The sequence below is a fragment of the Mycolicibacterium vaccae NBRC 14118 = CIP 105934 genome, assembly GCF_001552715.1.
In the GTDB taxonomy this organism is placed as follows: Bacteria; Actinomycetota; Actinomycetes; order Mycobacteriales; family Mycobacteriaceae; genus Mycobacterium; species Mycobacterium vaccae.
In genome coordinates this window covers 1-20155 of record NZ_BCRS01000004.1, presented here as the reverse complement: position 1 = coordinate 20155, position 20155 = coordinate 1, and the positions used below count along the sequence as shown (strand labels likewise).

Genomic DNA, 20155 nt, shown 5'->3' with positions numbered 1-20155 from the left:
TATCCTGATGGACCTGCGGGTCGGTCTGTCGGTTCCCTTTCAAAGGACGACGCAACCACTCGCGGGCGACGTATCGAGAGTTTCAACTTCCTACTGCGGGTTGCCGATTCAACACCGGAATGTGCTCTCGCCAACGTGATGCCGGCCTCGTCAGGTTCTAACCGCAGCCGGGTTCAGCACCATCCAGCCGTAGTGCACCGGTGGGATTCACGACGCCGAATCCCACCAGTGAGCTGCCCTTCGAACAGGAGTGTGACCATGACAGATCTCAAGATGACAGCCGCCGAACGAACAGAATTCCTGGGCGACAACCATGTCGCGATCATCGCGATTGAGCGAACGGACAAGCCGCCGCTGGCCGTCCCCATCTGGTACCGACTCGATGAGGCCGGCGACATCGAGATCTGGACCGAACTCGGGTCCTTGAAGGAGCGGTGCATACGGGCAAGCGGTCGATTCTCCCTTGCAGTCCAGCAGGAGACCACCCCGTATCGCTACGTCTCCGTCGGCGGACCTGCGTCCATCCGTGAAAGTGCCACGTCCGCAGATGTTCTCCCGATCGTCAGGCGCTATGTGTCCGACGATGAAATGGACGACTACCTCGCAGAGAACTACACCGACAAAGCGGTGTTGATCACGATGCGTCCCGAAGTCTGGAACTCGGCTGACTACAGCAAGGAGTAGAGCGCCGAGGATGCGCCGGTCTGGAACACCTGGCAGTACCGAGGCAGGACGTTTGTGACAGGCGTTGCCTCGATGTGAGGAGAACCTCCGGTGGGGTGCGGATCGCTCGAGAGTCGCACCCCGCCGGAGGTTTTCGTGAACCGCTCTTCCAAGCAGCCCGAGGAATCAGCTCATCGGCCAGTCCCGATGACCGTCTGCTGGTTGGTCCACCACGTGCGGGCATTGACGAACTCGCGGATCCCCGCATCTGCCAACTCCCGGCCGAACCCGCTGCGTTTGGCGCCACCGAACGGTATGCGGACGTCCGAAGCGACGGGGGCGTTGATGAAACAGGCTCCCGAGACCACCTGCCGTCCGATATGGGTTGCCTTGTCGAGGTCTGCGCCCCACACGCTCGCTCCCAGACCGAACCGAGTGGCGTTCGCGATACGCACCGCCTCAACGTCACTGTCGAAGGTCAGGACCGCGGCCACCGGGCCGAAGATCTCCTCCTCGTATGCCGGGCTGCCCGGACGCACGTCGGCGATGAGGGTGGGCTGGAAGAACCAGCCGTTGCGATCGGGTACCGGCTTACCGCCGGCGATCAGGTGCGCACCTGCACTTAGAGTTTCGGCCACCTGTCCGGCGACGAGGTCACGCAGATCCCGTCGGGCCATCGGCCCGATGTCCGTTGCGGGGTCCTCCGGATCCCCCACCGTGAGCGCCGACACCCCCCGTTGCATCCCTGCGAGGAAGTCGTCGGCCACCCGCTTGTCGACAATGAATCGCTTCGGTGAAATGCAACTTTGACCAGCATTGAGGAAGCGGGCCTTGACGGCATGTTGCACGACGGTGTCGATATCGGCGTCGGCGAGCACGATGAACGGGTCGGCCCCGCCCAGTTCCAGCACCGACTTCTTGATGGACCGGCCGGCACAGGAACCGACTGCGGCGCCTGCACGCTCGCTGCCGGTCAGGGTCACCGCGGCGATACGGTCGTCGTCGATCAGCCGTGCGGTGACGTCGGCGACGTCGTTCTCGGCCACGATCAGCGCAGTCAGCAGCCCCGCCGGGGCGCCTGCCGCTTCGATGATGCGCTCGGCCGCCAGTGCTGCCCCCGTGGTGTTCGGCGAATGCTTCAACACAGCGGCGTTACCGGCCATCAATGCCGGGCCGGCAAAACGGAACACCTGCCACAGCGGGAAGTTCCACGGCATGACAGCCAGCACGACACCCAGGGGCTCGTAGGAAACCCAACTACGGTCCGCGGCGGTCTCGTAGACGGTATCGGCAAGCAGTCGCGATGCGTTCTCGGCGTAGTAGTCGAGCCCGAGCGCACATTTGGTGACCTCAGCCCGCGACTCAGCAAGGGGTTTACCCATCTCCCGGGTAATCAGCAGCGCGAGCTCCTCGATCTCCTGGCGCAGAAGTTGTGCGGCAGCAGCGATGACGGTGGCCCGCCGATCGATGGTCCACGTCGCCCATTCCCGGTAGGCCAGCTCGGCCCGGTTCACCGCGGCGTCGATCTGGGAGTCCGTCATGGCCGAATAGCTGGCGAGTGGCTGTTCTGTTGCGGGGTTTGTGGTTTCGATATTGACCATCGGTGGTGAGCCTCTCAATTCTTGCGGGTTGGGGCACGAGAATGCGTCGCGGCAGCCTCCGATACAACGGGGCGATCGCGGCATTCGCCGCTCGATCTAGGCCCTGTCGGAGACGTATGCCTCAAGCACATTGCGCGTGATGCGTGACACGTCGTTGTCGTATCCGTTGTAGGACAGGCACCCGCTCCATGCGATGGAGCTCACGGCGAAGACAGCTCCTCCAGCGGGATACTTCAACAGCGTCATGTCGGCCCGAACCAGCGGGCTTTGTGTACCGCCCTGCATCGAATCGGACAGCAGCACATCCTCGATGGTGCCCTGCGCGTCATCGTCGAATCCGTCGGCGGTGGCCAGGATTACGGTCTCAACTGGGCTACCGACGGCCGTGTCGGCTCGGTCGAACTCGAAACCAGCCGCACCGTGTGAGTTGACCAGGCAGGGAATGTCACCGATTGTGTCACCGTCGACGCCCTCGAACACGAAAGAGACTTCTGGATCGTAGCTCTGCTCCGTGCGCCGGTAAGGCCGTCCTGTGCCTGATGTTTCAGCGGTGTGGCCGGCCCCGATCCACGTGTGCGGTCCGCGTCCCCGAAATCGCCAGAGACCTCCGAGCTCACCGGTGCTGCTGAGATGTGCCTCGCCGGGTTCGGGTTCCCACATACGGGTTGCCGGTCCGCGGCGGCGGATCTCGATGCTGGTACCTGTCTCGGGATCGAGTTGGGTCACCCAATACATTCCATTGCCGGACAACGACATCAGCCGGCCGCCCCCGCGAAGATACTGCTGGGTGGCATCGAGCATCTCGGCTGACCAGTACTCGGCGTGGGTGCCTGTCAGCACCACGTTGTACGGCTCGAGCAGCGCACTGCCTTCGCCGTGCAGATCCTCGTCGGTATAGATGTCGACGTCGTAGCCTTGTTCGTACAGCCAGTCGACGATGTGCAGGTCCGCGTTGAACTGGTGTGGCGATCCCTTGCCGCCGTCGAGCCACGCCATGTTGCACTTGGGGCGCATGTTGACCACGGGCCGCAGCCGCGATGAGTAGCAGACCCCGGTTCCGTCGCTGTGCTTGTCGTAGAGGCTGAGCAACCCATTTTCGACGATGTAGCGATCTTGTACCTGCGACGGGTAGTCGCCCTTGTCCGTCAGCAGCGGGTTGTTGAGAAGTTGCTCGTTGGCGTAGGCAAGGTAGCTGAATGTCGGCATGACCAGGGCGATCTTGGCCGTGGGGGCACCGCGGCGCGGCCGCACGAAAATCGGAACGTAATCCTCGGCATCGCCGGCCTGCACATGTGCCGCATAGACCGCACTCGGCAGATCCTCGGGAACCGTCCACTGAAACGTCGTCGCCCAGCCCGCGTCGGCGAGGTCGTCGTCGTGAAAGTGGATGGCGCCGTACTGCGCCGGCGCGTGTGGCCACGCCGTCTCCGTGCCGTCCCAGTTATGCCCGGTGGCGCCCCGCATCGGCTTGTTGACCGTATGCCCATGGAAGTCACCGACGGTGTCGGTCACTGTCCAATTGCTGATGTCCCGGGCGAAGTCCCATGCCGCCAACGGGGAGACTTGAACGTCCAGTGCGGCGTCCCGACTGATTGCCTCCAGCGCGGACTCGCTCAACGCGGAGCCATAGATGCGCGGCGCGTCTATTTTGCCGTTGTAATAGTTGCCGGTCACCGCGGACTCGATTTGTTCGGCACCGATGAGCACGTCGGCGTCACCGGGTGCCGGCAGGTCGACCGGACTCACCACCCGATGATGCTCGGCTGCGTGGTTGATCGCCTTCGGCACCACATCGAGTCGTACCTCACCTGCTGTGACGTCAACGACTGCGACCACCGAGTACCACCTGCGGGAAACGAGCGCGTGCGGCACGGTGAGCACGTGGCTGCCCACACGAAAGGTGACCTGCCCCTCCTCGATCCGCAACGCGTAGCCGCCGTCACTCAGGCGGCCCTGGGAGAGAAGCGTCTGGTGACCACCGGTAGGCAGGGTCGGCCAGATCCAGAGATGGACGGTGAAGTCACCGTCTGGAGCCAACCCGCTTCGATACGGGACTCGAACATACGAACCTGCAGACAGCGACTGGCGTTGACCGGGATGGGTGCCGTCGAAGCTGGAGGCGATGGGCTGGGCTTTGAAGCCGGGGCCCGCCGGATTGACGTCGCCGTGGATCAGCCGCACCAGCGATGCGGTGAAAGTCGGCGCGTCACAACTGATCTTGAAGTCGACTGTCTGGCCGGGACCGACCGTTAGGCGATCTGTATAACCGACGATCGGCATGCTCATCAGCGGGCTCCTTGCACGTTGCAGCGACAGGCGTACCGTTCGGACAGACGATGACTCCTTGAATGGTGCTGCAAGGTCCTTCGCGGCCGCACCCCCGCGTTGTCAAGCGTCTTGCACCGCCGCACGACAGAGTGTCAGAAGCTCAGGCTGGTCCTGCGACCGCAGTTGGCGGGTGGGCCACAATGGCTCTGTGTCGGAATCTCTCACCGTTCGTGAAGCACTGGCGTTGCCTGCGCTTCGGGGAGGTGCGCCCGAGGTAGTGGCGGGCCACGCCAACCTCGATCGCCCGGTCCGCTGGGTACATGTTGTCGAGGTTCGCGACATCGCGTCGGTTCTTCGTGGCGGTGAGCTGGTGCTCACCGAGGGCCGCATGTTTGCCGGCCCGGAATCCGCCGATCGCCGTCTCATCGCAGAGCTGTCCGAACGCGGTGTCGCCGCGATGGTGCTCGAGCTGGGCTCCCACTTTCGCAGCGTGCCCCGGCATATCATCGATGAATGCCACAAGCGTGATTTCACGCTCATCGCCTTGCATTTGCCGGTTGCCTTCATCGACGTCACCGAGGCGATCCACACGCAGATCGTCAACCACAAGATCACCCTGCTGGATCAGGCGCAAGAACTTCAGCAACATCTGACGGACCTCGTCCTCGGCGGCGGCGGTATCGCCGAAGTCCTCGATGCCGTCGCTGCTGCCGTCGGGAACCCCGTCGTTTACGAACGCGCCGACGGTGGATTCGTCTACCGAGCGCTCAATGGGATGACCGACCGCGATGTCACCGCGAGCTGGGAGCTGATGGCACGTGCTGTCGACACCGCGCCGCCGTGGATCGAAAGGCATCTGACCATTGACGGGGCCCGGGACGGCCGGCTCGTCGCTCTGGGCATCAGCGGAGAGTTCGACGAGGCGGCGACCGTCGCGTTGGAACGCGCCGCGCAAGTGGTGAGTCTGATCGTGATCGGCAACCAACGACGAGACGCCGTGTTCGCCGACCACGGACGCCACGGCGGCGTCCTGACCTCGCTTCTCGCCGGCTCGATCGATCCGTTGGCCGCCGAGGCGCGTGCGGTCGCCCTCGGTTTCGCGTCCCCGGTACTCATCTCCCTCGCGGTCCGGCCCGCGCGCCATCACCGGGCCGCAACCATCACGTCCGAGGACCATCAGTGGCGCCAGGTCTGGCGCGACGTCAAAGCCGAGTTGGAGGGCATCGGCATACCCGCACTGATCGATGAAGCCTCCACGGCCAACCCGACGCTGATGATGATCGGTGTCGAAGATGTCGCCAGCCGCGGTCGCATCGCCGACAGAGTCGCCCAGGTCGTCCAGGACGCCGCCAAGCGCCACCTCGGCGAGCCGCAGTCAGCTGTACTGTCGGTCGGTCCGGCGGTGCACACCTGGCAGGCCGCAATCGAAGGACTGGCCCTTGCGGTGGACGCCCTGGACGGCGCGTTGCACAGCCCACCGCGCCCCTGGCACGACGCCACCGACCTCGATCTGGATCGTCTGATCTGGAGTCTGCGTGACAACCCCGACCTGGAACGTTTCGCCCGACTGCGACTGGAACGGTTGGTCGCCTACGACGTGCAGCGACGCACTCAACTGGTCAAGACCCTGCAGGTCCTGCTGGAGCAGCATGGCCAGAAGACCGAGACCGCGCGGGCACTCCACCTGGAGCGGCAGTCACTCTACAACCGGGTGGAGCGGATCCAGTCCCTGCTCGGGGTCGATCTGGACGACCCGGACGTCCGGCTGGGACTGCACCTCGCGCTGCGTGTGCTCAGTCACATCCCCACCGGTCAGGTCTGACGCCAGACCCCGAACGACGTCTGCCGCCGCGGGCAGATGCCCACGGCGGCAGACGATTCAGATCCTCACAACAGGTTGATGTAGGTCGACTTCAGCTGGGTCCAGTTGTCGAAGGCGTGATGCGAGTAGTCGCGGCCGATACCGGACTGCTTGAAGCCCCCGTGCGGCAGCGTCACGTCGAAGAGTTCATCACCGTTGACCAACACCGCGCCCGCGCGCAGCTCCCGGGAAATCCGGTGGGCTTTCTTCAAGTCGCCGGTCCACATCTTGGCGGCCAGCCCGTAGGAGGTGTCATTGGCGATGCGCAGACCCTCTTCATCATCGGAGAACGTGATGACCGAGAGCACCGGACCGAAGATCTCCTTGCGGGCGATGTCCATATCGTTGGTGACTCCCCGGATGACCGTCGGCTCCACATAGAACCCGCCGGTCTCCTGGCGAACCTGCTTGCCGCCATGGGCGATTGACGCCCCACCGGGCTCAGCGCCGGTGATGAAGCCCATGATGCGCTCCAGCTGCCGGGCCTCGATGATCGCCCCCATGGTGGTGGCATCGTCGAAGGGATCACCGGGCTGCCAATTGGCTGCCACGGCACCGAGTCGTTCGACGACCTCGTCCGCGAGGGATTCGTGGACGATCAGGCGTGTACTGGAGTCACACATCTGCCCCGCGTTTCCGAAGACGGACTCCGCGGTTTTCGCGGCAACCAGGTCGAGCATGTCGGCGGCGTCGGCGAGCACCAGCGCCGGCGACTTGCCGCCGAGCTCAAGCGAGACCTTCTTCAGATTGGATTCGGCGGCCGCTTTCATGACCAGGCGGCCCACGCTGGTCGATCCGGTGAAGCCGATCGCATCGACATCCAGATGTTCGGCGAGGGCCTTTCCTGCCGTGTGGCCCAGTCCGGGGACGACGTTGAGCACACCGGCGGGCACGCCCGCCTCCAACGCCAGTTCTGCCACCCGCAACGCGATCGCCGGCGTCTGCTCGGCCGGCTTGAGGACCATGGAGTTGCCCGACGCCAGGGCCGGTGCGAGCTTCACCGCCGCCATCAGCAACGGGTAGTTCCACGGAATGATGGCGCCGGCGACACCCACGGGGACCCGGGTGATCGTGGCATGACCGACCTCACCGATGGGCGCGACCTCGTCGTACAGATGGTCGACAGCCTCACCGAACCACTCCAGCACCGTGGCGCTGAAGTCGACCTCCCACCGGCCGTCCTTGATCGGCTTGCCCATCTCGACAGCCAGCAGGGCGGCGAGTTCCTCGGAGTTGTCCCGGAGGGTGCGGCCGAACTGCTGCAGGACGACCTTGCGCTCGCGCGGCGTGCGCCGCCGCCAGTCACCCAGTTCGAAGCTCTTGCGGGCCGAAGCCACCGCAGCATCGATATCAGCGGTGTCACCCGAGGCCACATCGGGCAGTCGGTCGCCGTTGACGGGGCTGATGTTCTCGAACGTGCCGGACGAGCGGGCGTCGACGAAGCCGCCGTCGATGAACGGCCGCGTCAGGCGTTCCAGGCTCGGAACGCGTTCGATGAGTGAGCTTTTGGTGGTTTCCGTCATGTTCTTTCTTTCCGTTTGCCGTGCAAAACGTGCTCAGTCGGGGTGGTCGGTTGGCGTTGCCGGCCTATGGTCTGGTGACGTCCAGCGCGGCCGCCATGCGCCCGGTGATGGCGTCGACATCCTCGTTGCTCAGCGTCAACGACGGCAGCAGCCCGATGGTCTGGTTGTTGCGGTAGGTCCGCACGAAGACCCGCTGCCTGATGAACTCGGCGTGCAAGGCCGCGCCATAGCCCGGATCGACGGTGCCGGCGTCGAGGTCGACTGCGTGCATCATCCCGATACCGCGGACGCTGCTCTTGTCGAGTACCGGGTAAGCATCGGCGAGGGCGTGCAGCCGCGTCGAGAGGTACTGCCCGGCCGTGATGCAGTGGGCCAGGACATTCTCGCGTTCGTAGATGTCCAAGGTGGCCAGCGCGGCGGCGCAGGCCGCGGGGTGCCCACCGGCGGTCACGCCGTGGACGAAGGCGTCGTCGCTGGCCGACAACCGGTCCCGCAGTTCTCCGCTGATCGCCACGACCGCCAGCGGGAAGAACCCTGCGGTGATCGCCTTGGACATGGTCAGGATGTCGGGGCGCAGATCCCAGTTCTCCACCGCGAACATTTTTCCGGTGCGACCGAAGCCGGTCAGCACCTCGTCGCTGATCAGCAGAATGTCATAGCGATCACAGATCTCGCGGATCTGAGGCCAGTAGTCGTCCGGCGGCACGACGATACCGTTCGGAGTCGAGATCGGCTCGGCCATGAACGCGGCGACCTTGTCCGCACCGATGCGCAGAATCTCGTCCTCCAGCAGGCGCGCGGCGCCCACGGAGTCGGCCTCCGGCTGATCGATGTGGGAGAACCCTTCCAGGCGGGGGCCGATATTGCGCCACATGGCCGGATCTCCGGTGAGGCTCGCCCCGCCATAGGTGACGCCGTGGTAGCTGTTCCACCGGCCGATGATGTGGATCTTCTCGGGCCGGCCCGCGGCGATGTTGGCGAACCGCGCGATCTTGATCGCGGTGTCCACTGCGTCGGACCCGCCCAACATGAACACGAACTGGTCGAGTCCGGCCGGTGTCACCTCGGCCAGCCGCTCGGCCAGCCGGGCTGCGCCGACATGGCTGCGCCGCTGGTAGAAGTGCGTGCCGAAGGTCAACTCGCGCAGTGCGTCGGCAACCACATCGGCCAGATCGGTGCGGCCGTATCCCAGGCTGACGTTGGCCTGGCCGGCGCAGGCGTCGATCCAGTCCTGACCGTCCACATCGGTCAGTGTGATCCCGCGTCCGGACGCGAAAACGGGGCCGGGCGTCCGGTCACCGAACGGACTGAAGCCGTGGATGACGTGCCGCGAATCCGCGGCCATGATGTCCGCAGCGTCCGGTGTGCGGGAGGAGGCGAGAGTGGCATCTGTCAGTGACGAACTCATAGACCCCAGTCTGGTCAACCCGAGGTAGCCGAGTCGAAGGGCGAAACGTCGGCATTGCCGACGCCGGGGTCGACACAATGTCCACATCCAAATGTCCACATCGACGCGGGCGGATTCTCCTGGACAGCGGAATGCCCGCCGGCGTCTGGACGCCGGCGGGCATTGTGGTCGACGGATGCCGTTCAGAGGGGGACGACGGTGTCCTCATGGTCCACGGCACGATACGTCGACTTTCCGACCTCCGAGAACGCGAAGCCCGGGTAGCCCTCGCTGGCGACCCGATTAACCGTATCGACGTAGGTCGACCACCCGCCGGCATAGGGGATGAAGACACGGGACCCGTCGTCGTTGACATGAACCATGTAGTTCTTCACCTTTTTGCGCAGCAGCCCGTCAGCGACACGCTGGGTCTCGATATGCCAGCTTTGCTGGGCTTCGGCGGTCGGTTGCACCGCGTCGTAGCCGTGCCGGCTCATGTAGGCGATCAGATCGGCCACGTAGTCAACGTGAAACACATTGTGCACGTTGAAGTTCACCAGCACCGACGGTGAACCCGGGCCGGTGAGGACGTACATGTTCGGGAATCCGTGCACCATCAGACCGAGGTGCGCGTGCGGGCCCCGATCCCAGTCCTCGGTCGGCCCTCGACCATCGGCATTACGGATGTCGATCGCGTCCATCGCCCCGCTGAAGGCGTCGAACCCCAGCGCCGAGATGATCACATCTACTTCGTAAAGCCCCTCATCGGTCTGTATCCCCTGCGGTGTAATCCGCGTGATCGACTCTTTGCGCAGGTCGACGAGGTTGACGTTGTCCCGGTTGAACGCTTCGTAGTAGCCGTTGCACACCACCAGACGCCTGGTGCCGATCGGGTAGTCGCGCGGTTCCAGGACATCAGCCAACGCTGGGTTTTTGATGGATTCCCGAATCTTTGCGCGGACGAAGTCGGACACCAGCTCTGCGGTCTTCCAGTCAGTCCGCTGATCGGGAAACGTGAACGTCATCCCTAGGCCGCCGAACTGCCACTGATCTTCCATCCGCTGACGCTGCTGTTCGGGATCCATCGACGAGGCCGGCACATCGCTGGTAGGGGCGAGGTAGGCCACCCCCGTTCCCATCACCTGATGCCACAGCTCGTCGAGATTCTGGCTGTACTGCCGGTAACGGTCCTGATCCATCGGAGCGTTCTGGGACGGAACCACATAGTTGGGGGTGCGCTGGAACACGTGCAGGCTCTCGACCTGTTCGGCGATGGCCGCAATCACTTGTGCACCTGAGGATCCCGTTCCGATCACTGCGACCCGTTTACCCGCCAGGTCGACCGGTTCGGTAGGCCACTGCGATGTCTCCAGCCACTGACCGGCGAAGTCCTCGACACCTTCGAAGGGCAGCTGACGCCCCTTCGAAAGCTGCCCGGTGGCCAGCACGACGTGTCGGGCGTACACGGTCGCGCCGGTATCGGTGCGCACCCGCCAGCGCTTGGTGTCGGGCTGCCAGTGCAATTCGTCGACCCGGGTGGAAAACTGGAAGTACCGCCGCAATCCGTAGTGCTCTGCATAGTGCCGCAGGTACGCCAACAGCTCCGACTGCGGTGGGAACCGCTGCGACCACTGCCACTCCCCGTAGATCTCGGGATCGAAGAAGCAGTAGTAGTACGCCTCGATGTCGACCCGCGCGCCCGGATAGCCGTTGTGCAACCACACGCCCCCGACGTCGGTGGCGCTGTCGAAACCCATGACGCTCAGCCCGTCGGCGGCCAGCCGGCGCACCGCGTACAGACCGCCGATACCGGCGCCGATGACGACTGCGTCGACGTCACCCGTGTCGCCATATTGCTGCCCCAGAGGCTTCGGATCCATGTGGCATACCCTCTCGATGATGATCACCGGACGCATCGTGGCCGGCTCCGCTGTATTGCTTGCGCCACCAATCTCAGTCCGTGTGAACGAATTTCGACAGCCCCCGCGTGTCAGCCTTTCCGGCGTCGACCGAGGCGTTTCGTCAAGCTCGCTGCACGCTCAGGATCGGCAGTTCCCTGGCGATGGGGCGCTCGCGCAAGTACGGCAGCGGCATCGACGGGTCGGCGGAATCGATTTCTCGTGCCAGCCGGTGGCCGTCGAAGACCGACTCCGCGACAATCCGCGGCGCCACGCAGTCCCCGATCCGGTACACACCTGTAATGCCCTCTGCGGCCAGCTTGTCCGTGCCGAAGCCGTCGACGATACCGCGGTACAACGTGGTGTCCGAGACCCGTTGAGTCACCAGAACCACGGCGTCCGCCTCGATGAGCTTTGCGTCGTCCGCGCCGGCGTAGGCATAGTGCGCCCACACACCCTCCGGGGCGACGCGGGTGGGAACCATGGATGCCGCCACGGTGACTCCCTGCGCGTACAGCTTTCTGCGGAGGTGGGTCGCTTCCAGCGTGTAGTTGGTATAGGGGGCAAGCTCGCCGAGGTGCGTCAGCACCGTCACCGCCTTGCCCGCAGCCGAAAGCCGGTCGGCCAGTGCCGCGCCCACGTGGTATCCCTCTGCTTCGATGATCACCACGCGCTCACCGGGCACCGGCTTGTTCTCCACCATGATCTGCTCGGGGGTGAGAACGTAAGGCAACTGGGCGTCCGCGCCCGGAATGCCGTTGCGGGTAACAGGACCCAGTCCGTGGCCGGACCAATGTGATCCGGAGGCGACAACGACCAGACTGGCGCCGTAGTCGACGATGTCCTGGGGACTCATCCGGGTGTTCGGAATGACGGTGACGTTGTCGAGCTTGTCGAACTGGGTCAGCCGATAGTCGATCACGCGGCTCCATTCGCGAAGCCCGGGCAGGTTGGCCATCCACTTGAGATGCCCACCGAGTTCGGCGTCTGCGTCGACCAGATGCACGTTGCGCATGCCGCGCTCACCGAGCACGCGCGCACATTCCATGCCCGCGGGACCGGCGCCGACGATCAACACATCGTTCTCGGCGTTGGCGGCCTTGGAGAAGCGTTCGGGATGCCAGCCGCGTCGGTACTCTTCGCCGGACGTCGCATTCTGGGTGCACACGATCGGCGGCCCACCGTGCTCGAAACGTGAGACACAGATGTTGCAGCCGATGCACTCACGGATGTCTTCAAGCCGGCCGGCTTTGATCTTCGCGGGCAGGAACGGATCTGCGATCGACGGCCGGGCGGCACCGATGATGTCGAGCACACCGTCATTGATGACTCGGGCCATCTCGTTGGGATCGGTGAAACGCCCCACGGCCACAACCGGTTTGCGCGTCGCTTCCTTGACCGATTTCACCCAGTCCATCGCGCGCCCGCTCTTGAAGAATCGCGACGGCGTCGCGTCATCTCCCCAGTCGACGCCACCGATGTGCACGTCCCACAGGTCGACCACGCCGTCGCACATCTCGACGAAGGGCAAGACGTCGCGTTCGAGGAGCACACCCTCTTCACCGCGCATGCTATCGGCCGACAACCGCACGGATACCGCGCAATCCGATCCCACTGCGGCGGAGATACCCTCGACTACCTCACGCCACATCCGGGTCCGATTGGCCAGCGAACCGCCGTACCCGTCGGTGCGCTTGTTGTAATAGGGCGACAGGAACTGCTCCAGCAGGCCCTCGTGACCGCCGTAGATGCAAATGATGTCGAAGCCGGCATCACGCGAACGCAACGCCGCATCCACGTAGAACCCCTGCACCGTCTTGATGTCGTCGAGGTCCATCTCCCTGCACGGCGACATCGGCAGCATGTCGCTGGCGATCTGCGACGGCGCCCGCTGCACGGCCCTGGACTCCATGCTCAGCCCGTGGACGCCGCCGTACCACAGCTCGATTCCGGCCAAGGCACCGTTCTCATGGACGCTGTCCGACATGAGCGACAGGCTGGCCGCATCATCGTCGTCCCAGAGACGAGCCAGCACCATCGGCATCTGGTCGGCCTCTGGGTGAATCGAGCATTCTTCGGTGCATACGGCGCCCCATCCACCCTCGGCCTTCATTCCGCGGAAGGCGGCCTGTGCACGCGGCCGGACGACGCCGAAACTCGTGCAGTGCGGGACCTGATAGAAGCGGTTGGGCAGAACCTTCGGTCCGATTGCGATGGGTTCGAACAAGATCGCGTGCCGCGGATCCATCACCGTGATCACCTTCCTCTGGAAACTTCTGTTGTGTCGGCGCGACGCGTCATTTTGTCCCTCGTTCCATCCGGTCCATCGGGCAGGATCCTGAGGGCGAACGCGTCGAGCTCGATTACTCGGTGGCGCCACCTCCGCCGGGCCGGGCGGTGTGTCCGATCGCACCCCGAGCGTGCGACCGTGGGCCGACAAACACACGCAAACCTGCCGTATTGATAGACAGTGCTAGACATTCGCTCACAGCCACACACGCGAAGTGTCAAGTACGCAGACGTCGCCGTCGACAGTACGTAAAGTACCTGGTCCCACCCGCCTGAACCAGGCGTCGATGCGGCATACTCGGCCCGATCGGCGGCCCCTATGTGACACATGCCTGCCAATTCCACGACCAGTCAGAGCGAGGTAGAACGGTGCCCGACGACAGCCCCGTGACAACGGCAGAGGCCCAGCACGGCTATCCCCCTCCGGCCGACTTCGCGGCCAAGGCCAACGCCACCGGCACCCTCTACGACAAGGCCGAGCGCGACCGGTTGGCATTCTGGGCCGAGCAGGCCGCCCGGCTCTCCTGGCAGACCCCGTTCAGCGAGGTCCTCGACTGGTCGAACGCGCCGTTCGCGAAGTGGTTCGCCGGCGGCAAGCTCAATGTCGCGTACAACTGCGTGGACCGGCACGTGGAGGCCGGCAACGGCGACCGGGTCGCCATCCACTGGGAGGGCGAACCGGACGGGGATGCCCGCAGCATCACCTACGCCCAACTGCAGGACGAGGTGAACCAGGCCGCCAACACACTCACCGAACTCGGGCTTCAGGCCGGTGACCGGGTCGCCATCTACATGCCGATGGTGCCCGAGGCGATCGTCGCCATGCTTGCCTGCGCGCGGCTGGGCGCCATGCACAGCGTGGTCTTCGCCGGCTTCTCGGCCAGTGCCCTCAAGGCGCGTATCGAGGATGCCTCGGCCAAGATCGTGATCACCTCCGACGGTCAGTTCCGACGCGGTAAGGCTGCCCCGCTCAAGGCTGGTGTCGACGAGGCCCTCTACGGACTGGGCGATGCCAGCCCGGTGCAGCATGTTCTGGTGGTGCGCCGCACCGGAATCGACGTGCCGTGGACGGACGGCCGCGATCTGTGGTGGGACGAGGCTGTGCCCAAGGCCTCCACCGAGCACGCTTGTGAGGTGTTCGATTCCGAGCAGCCGCTGTTCCTGCTGTACACCTCGGGCACCACCGGTAAACCCAAGGGCATCGTGCACACCAGCGGCGGTTACCTGACCCAGGCCGCCTACACCCACTACAACGTTTTCGATCTCAAACCCGACACCGACGTGTATTGGTGCACAGCCGACATCGGCTGGGTGACCGGCCACACCTACATCGTGTACGGGCCGCTGGCCAACGGCGCCACCCAGGTGGTCTACGAGGGCACCCCGGCCTCACCCGACGAACACCGCCACTACCAGACCATCGAAAAGTACGGCGTCACCATCTATTACACCGCGCCCACGGTGGTCCGGACCTTCATGAAGTGGGGCCGCGAGCTGTCCTTCGAGCACGACCTGTCCAGCATCCGCCTGCTCGGTTCGGTCGGCGAGCCGATCAACCCCGAGGCGTGGCGCTGGTACCGCACCGTCTTCGGCGCCGACAAGACCCCGATCGTCGACACCTGGTGGCAGACCGAAACCGGCGCCATCATGATCAGCCCGCTGCCCGGGGTGACCCACTGCAAGCCCGGTTCGGCCATGACACCGCTTCCCGGCATCTCAGCCAAGATCGTCGACGACGACGGCAACGAACTCCCCCGTGCCACCGAGGGCAGCGAGCCGACCACCGGCTACCTGGTGCTGGACCAGCCCTGGCCGGCGATGCTGCGCGGCATCTGGGGTGACGAGGAGCGGTTCAAGGAGACCTACTGGACGCGCTTCGCCGAACAGGGGTGGTACTTCGCCGGTGACGGCGCCCGCTACGGCAGCGACGGCGAGATCTGGGTACTCGGGCGCATCGACGACGTGATGAACGTGTCCGGGCACCGGATCTCCACCGCCGAGGTCGAATCCGCTCTCGTCGGGCATGCCGGGGTGGCCGAGGCCGCGGTGGTGGGCGCCACCGACGAGCACACCGGCCAAGGCATCTGCGCGTTCGTCATCCTCAAGAGCCATGCCGCCGAGTTGAGCTATGAGCAGATGGTCGACGAGTTGCGCGCCGAGGTGTCCAAGGAAATCTCCCCGATCGCGAAACCCCGTGAGATCCATGTGGTTCCGGAACTGCCGAAGACCCGCAGCGGCAAGATCATGCGACGGTTGCTGCGCGACGTGGCCGAGGGCCGCGAGCTCGGTGACACCTCGACGCTGGTGGACCCCAGCGTGTTCGAAGCGATCCGCGCCAGCAAGTAGGACCAACCGCGACCTTCTGCACTGGCTGCGTTTGGCTCCGGCGGTGCCTATAGAGAGGACCTCCTGACGGAATGGATGTGTCTGGCATCCACCCGTAGGAGGTCCTTACTCAGGCTAGCGCTCGTACCATTCTTTACGCCCGACGTCTGACTTCGTGCGCAACGGTCTACCCGTGGCCTAGCCCTAGCTAGGCGACCGTGGTCGTCGGTACCTTCGCGTAGAACTTCCGAAGCGGCTCAACGATCTCCCACTCGCCGACGAAGCCGTCCTCCATCAGGAACGAAACTCCCGGCGCCAGATCGATCGAATTGCCATCAACGGACCGCAAGACCCCTTTGCCGCTGACGATGTGAATGACCTCGTCGAATCCCTTGGGAGCCGTGGTGAATCGGCCCGGCGTCACCTCCCACAGCCCAGATTTCAGGGCGTCCCCGACAACACCTTCAGCCAGTCGTGTAGTGGGCTGCCCCTCTGTCACACGTTCGGGCGCCACGGCCTCGAAGGGCGTCCAGTTGAGTTCGAACTTCTGCATGTTGCACCTGTATTTCAGATTCGGGTCAGATTGCATGAAAATTGCAGGGGTTCAGCACTTCTCAGAACGTGCCGGGTCGAATGGCTTTGAGATTGCGTTACTTCCCGATGTGTGACCGATGGCAACCCACGGCCAAACAGCCGCGCAGGTGCCGGCCCACAGCTCGGACAGTCGTTACCCCGCGTGCTGAGGCAACGCCGAACGCCCCCCGCCGACTCATCCAAGTAATCCCCTAGATGTTGGGTCGCCACTCGGGATTCATCCAGATGCCGAGAGCCCTCTCGGCGGCTGCACCGACGCGGAACGCGGTGACGTCGTCGTAAGGCCGAGCAACAACCTGCACTCCCGTCGGGACACCGTTGGGGGCCAAACCAGAAGGGACATTCAGAACGGGGTGGCGGCTGGCGATATTGAACACAGGCGTGAGCGCGGTTTCGAGGTAGTGGTGGAAGCGGTGCCCGTTGGTCTCGATACCATCGAGATAACTGTCGTCGGCCAGGTATCCGTAGGCTCCCACGGTGGGACAGATCAGAGCGTCGTGGCTTTCGAAGACCTGGAGTACCGCGGCTTGAATCTCAGCCTCTCGGGTTATTCCTTGCAACGGCGAGATTCGACTACCGGCCTCTCGGCAGAGTTCAACGATATGCCGGGTATAGGGCATGAGACGCTCGTAGTCGCCGTCGTCACGACAGGCGGTGTCGACGTACTCGGTGAGGTTGCGATCGAAGTGGGCAAGCAACGTTTCGAAGACCATCTTGGCCACCACGGGCACCGTGACTTCGGTGACATCCGCGCCGGCATCAGCGAGCACATCAGCGAATCTCTGGGTGTTCGCGGCTATTTCGGGTTCGACGACGTAATCGCCGAGCGTCAGCGCGTAGGCCACTTTGAGACCGCGAACGTCCCCGAGATCGGCGGGGACGGCAGTCGATGGAAGGGAAATCGGGTCCTTGTGATGCTGACCTTGGATGACGTTCTGGAAGAGAACGACGTCTTCGACGGTCCGCGCCATCGGACCTTCGTGGCAGTACGTACTCAGTCCGTAGGGCGGCATGGACGGCACGCGTCCGTAAGGGGCTTTGAACCCGATGACACCCGAGAAACTTGCGGGGACCCGGATGGAGCCACCCATGTCGGATGCACTCGCCAGGTAAGCAGTGCCGCTGGCCAACGCAGCCGCGGAACCCCCCGACGAGCCGCCGGGCGTGTAGTCCCTGTTCCAGGGATTGCGTGTCACTCCCCACTTGTCGCTGAAACATGTCGTTGCACACGCAAATTCAGGAGTTGTTGTCCGGGCGTGCACAATAGCTCCAGCGTTGATCATCCGCTCCGGCACAGGATGCGTCTCTGCAGCAGTGTCGCGGACAACCATGGAGCCCGACGACTGCTCGCGGCCTGCCATGGGATGCTCTTCCTTCACCACCACCGGTAAGCCATCGAGCGGCCCCAACGGCGCACCCGCCGCATACCGTTCGGTCGACGCGCGCGCACGAATCGTGTGATCTTCCCAGTCACGTTCGATCAGTGCGTTGATCCCGGGCTCCACTTCGGCGGCGCGAACTTGCACCGCTTCCAATGCCTCAAGCGGAGAAATCGACTTCTCTCCGAACGCCTTCAATAGGTCCACGGCCGACATGTAGTGAAGTTCGGTGCTCATGCTGCTCCCTGGTCATTCGATCGAAAGCTGGATCTTGCGGACCCCGATGAGCCGTCCGGACGCGGACAATAGCTCCGCGTTGATCATCCGCTCCGGCACAGGATGCGTCTCGGCGGCGACATCATCAAAACTGTGGTGTGTAGCCAGATCCAGATGCGATGTTCTGACCCGGCTCAGTTCTGGATCAGAAGCCACCGGATCGATCCCAGCGCACGGGGTAGCGCCCGGCGCTACCCCGTGACGCACGAGTATTACGACTGCGGTTCGAGATCGTGTCGATCCGTACTGCGCAGGTCACCCGCTCCGGGCTGCTCTGCCTGTTCCTTCTTCGTGCTGAACAAGGGAACTACTGCACAAAGGATGAATGTCGCGACAGTGAGCGTGTAGAACCCGATGGCGTAGTCACCGGTCGCGTCCTTGATACTGCCCAGCGCCAGCGGGTAGATGAAGCCGCCCACGATGTATCCGGAACCCAGCACCAGGCCGTTGGCGGCGCCGACGTATTCCGGCTCAGTAGACTCGACAGCGAGCGCCACGGCCACCGGGAAAGCGAGATAGATACCCAGGCCGATGATCGGAATGCAGACTGCGACCATCGAGTAGTTCCCGGCGACCAGAGCTACGGCAGTACCTGCCACTCCCAGACTTCCTGCGAACCCGCCCGCGACCAGTACCGGTTTGCGGCCGATACGGTCGGAGAGAAAGCCTCCCAGTAGCGCGGTGGTGATACCGACTACGGCGAACGAGGATGCAACCAGACCCGCGGTTGACTCCGACCATCCGGCGCCCTCCACCAGTACGGCAGGCATCCAGGCAGCGAGGAGAGTGAACAGGCCCGTCGTTCCGATAGCGAAGATTGCTGCGACGATCACGCCACGGCGCAGAACCGAGGCAAACAGCCCCGGACGCGGGGACGTCCCGGTCGACACGGCCTCTTCGGCCTGCACGCCGGCTTCCGGCCGCACGCCCCCTGGGACGGCAAAGAGAACGACTACAAACACCACGACCAGGCCGATTGCGCCGGCCACAAGTCCGCTACGCCAACCGAACAGTGTCAGCACCGACGCGAAGATGTACAGCGCGAACAACAACCCTGTTCCATCACCAGTCGCCATGATGCCGAGTGCCCTACCGGTCTCTTTCGACTGCTGAAACCAGTTGACCGCGACGGTATACGTTCCGACGAAGAGGAATCCGGCTGCGGCGCCGCTGATGACACGAGCAATCATCGCCACCGTGTAGCTGTCCGCGTATGCGAACAACAGTAGACCGATCACTCCACCAGCCAGACCCCACAGGAGGACGTTCTTGGCTCCCCACTTCGATGTGATCACGCCACCGGACAGCAGGGCGATACCAGCTGCAAGCCCTGCCACTGACGAAAGCGCACCTGCCTGCGTGTAATTCAAGGACAGGTCTTCCATGACACTGGTGAGCTTCGGCGTCCATCCGAGGAATGGAACATACGCTGCCAGCAGGACTAGGTAGGCAATCCCGAGTATTGCCCATTTGCTCGGTGACGATCGCGGCACATTCACTCCTTGAAGGGTTCGAAGAAACTACATACACGCGCACCAGGTGTCTGAGCGGCCGACATTCGACCGCAGATCACGTCACTGAAGTGTGGGCCTGTGACGAACCCAACGCGAGATGACAATCCGTCAGCAGTTCACCCGGGGCGCCTTACGATCTGTCAACCCTTCGGCTAGACGGCTGCCATCGACTGGACCACCCACGCCTTCCTCGAGGAGGTGAGTCACCGCGTCAGGATCCTTCTGCGCCAGAAGCACTTCCGAATTCGCGGATGATGAACACCGGGTTGCGAGGGGTCCTGCCGCCCGATGCTGGCTGCAGTTGGGACATGAGGCAGCCGCGGGTATGCCCCAGCTCCCTTCGGTGGACGCCATTGATCCCCGATTCTGTCGTCTTGTCGCCACGGTGGTCGCAATCCGCGGGGGCGGCGGCGGTTATCGGGATCCCGACCCGATGCCGGCGCTCGCGACCGCAGTGACGGCGGACAGGGTGTCGTCGAGGGTCTCCAGGAAGCGCGCAGCGTCGTCGCCGTTGAACACCAGCGGCGGCCGAATCTTTAGGACATTGCCGGCGGGTCCGGTGGCCGATATCAACACC

13 protein-coding genes are annotated in these 20155 nt (G+C 64.1%); 3 read left to right on the top strand and 10 right to left on the bottom strand.

Annotation, left to right across the window (positions count from 1 at the left end; translation table 11 throughout):
• Nucleotides 1–258 precede the first annotated feature (258 nt).
• Nucleotides 259–684, top strand: a complete 426-nt coding sequence (locus MVA01S_RS01475; protein ID WP_003931629.1) for a pyridoxamine 5'-phosphate oxidase family protein — start codon at nucleotides 259–261, stop codon at nucleotides 682–684.
• A gap of 170 nt (nucleotides 685–854) precedes the next feature.
• Here the strand turns inward: MVA01S_RS01475 and MVA01S_RS01470 are convergent, their stop codons facing one another.
• Both MVA01S_RS01470 and MVA01S_RS01465 read right to left on the bottom strand, forming a co-directional pair.
• On the bottom strand, nucleotides 855–2264 hold the full coding sequence (locus MVA01S_RS01470) for an NAD-dependent succinate-semialdehyde dehydrogenase (protein ID WP_003931630.1): 1410 nt from the start codon (nucleotides 2262–2264) through the stop codon (nucleotides 855–857).
• Nucleotides 2265–2360: 96 nt separating this feature from the next.
• On the bottom strand, nucleotides 2361–4550 hold the full coding sequence (locus MVA01S_RS01465; protein ID WP_003931631.1) for a N,N-dimethylformamidase beta subunit family domain-containing protein: 2190 nt from the start codon (nucleotides 4548–4550) through the stop codon (nucleotides 2361–2363).
• Here MVA01S_RS01465 and MVA01S_RS31195 point away from each other — a divergent pair.
• Entirely contained in the window at nucleotides 4543–6354 is a 1812-nt protein-coding gene (locus MVA01S_RS31195; RefSeq protein WP_081529092.1) for a PucR family transcriptional regulator, read from the top strand. The two genes, MVA01S_RS01465 and MVA01S_RS31195, sit on opposite strands and share 8 nt — an antisense overlap.
• Nucleotides 6355–6419: 65 nt before the next feature.
• On the opposite strand, the gene MVA01S_RS01455 is transcribed toward MVA01S_RS31195, so the two are convergent.
• From MVA01S_RS01455 to MVA01S_RS01440, 4 genes are all read right to left on the bottom strand, one after another.
• Entirely contained in the window at nucleotides 6420–7916 is a 1497-nt protein-coding gene (locus tag MVA01S_RS01455; RefSeq protein ID WP_082762367.1) for an aldehyde dehydrogenase family protein, read from the bottom strand.
• 64 nt (nucleotides 7917–7980) lie between these two features.
• A complete protein-coding gene (locus tag MVA01S_RS01450) occupies nucleotides 7981–9324 on the bottom strand; it encodes an aminotransferase family protein (RefSeq protein ID WP_060941529.1) in 1344 nt (447 codons plus the stop codon).
• Nucleotides 9325–9506: 182 nt separating this feature from the next.
• Nucleotides 9507–11183, bottom strand: a complete 1677-nt coding sequence (locus tag MVA01S_RS01445) for a flavin-containing monooxygenase (RefSeq protein ID WP_064635265.1) — start codon at nucleotides 11181–11183, stop codon at nucleotides 9507–9509.
• 142 nt (nucleotides 11184–11325) lie between these two features.
• The gene (locus MVA01S_RS01440) at nucleotides 11326–13614 is read right to left on the bottom strand and encodes an oxidoreductase (RefSeq protein WP_218006057.1); all 2289 of its coding nucleotides are present in this window, start codon (nucleotides 13612–13614) and stop codon (nucleotides 11326–11328) included.
• A gap of 263 nt (nucleotides 13615–13877) precedes the next feature.
• On the opposite strand from MVA01S_RS01440, the gene acs reads away from it, so the two are divergent.
• Entirely contained in the window at nucleotides 13878–15836 is a 1959-nt protein-coding gene (acs, locus tag MVA01S_RS01435) for an acetate--CoA ligase (protein WP_040541978.1), read from the top strand.
• Nucleotides 15837–16023: 187 nt separating this feature from the next.
• Here the strand turns inward: acs and MVA01S_RS01430 are convergent, their stop codons facing one another.
• The 4 genes from MVA01S_RS01430 to MVA01S_RS01420 all read right to left on the bottom strand — a co-directional run bounded on the left by MVA01S_RS01430 (nucleotide 16024) and on the right by MVA01S_RS01420 (nucleotide 19557).
• A complete protein-coding gene (locus tag MVA01S_RS01430) occupies nucleotides 16024–16368 on the bottom strand; it encodes a cupin domain-containing protein (protein ID WP_003931640.1) in 345 nt (114 codons plus the stop codon).
• Between the two features lie 232 nt (nucleotides 16369–16600).
• Nucleotides 16601–18025 (bottom strand): amidase, encoded by a 1425-nt coding sequence (locus MVA01S_RS01425; RefSeq protein WP_040541796.1) that lies wholly within the window; start codon nucleotides 18023–18025, stop codon nucleotides 16601–16603.
• 12 nt (nucleotides 18026–18037) lie between these two features.
• On the bottom strand, nucleotides 18038–18220 hold the full coding sequence (locus MVA01S_RS31190) for a hypothetical protein (protein WP_144033064.1): 183 nt from the start codon (nucleotides 18218–18220) through the stop codon (nucleotides 18038–18040).
• A gap of 56 nt (nucleotides 18221–18276) precedes the next feature.
• On the bottom strand, nucleotides 18277–19557 hold the full coding sequence (locus MVA01S_RS01420) for an MFS transporter (RefSeq protein WP_218006056.1): 1281 nt from the start codon (nucleotides 19555–19557) through the stop codon (nucleotides 18277–18279).
• Between the last annotated feature and the right edge of the window lie 598 nt (nucleotides 19558–20155).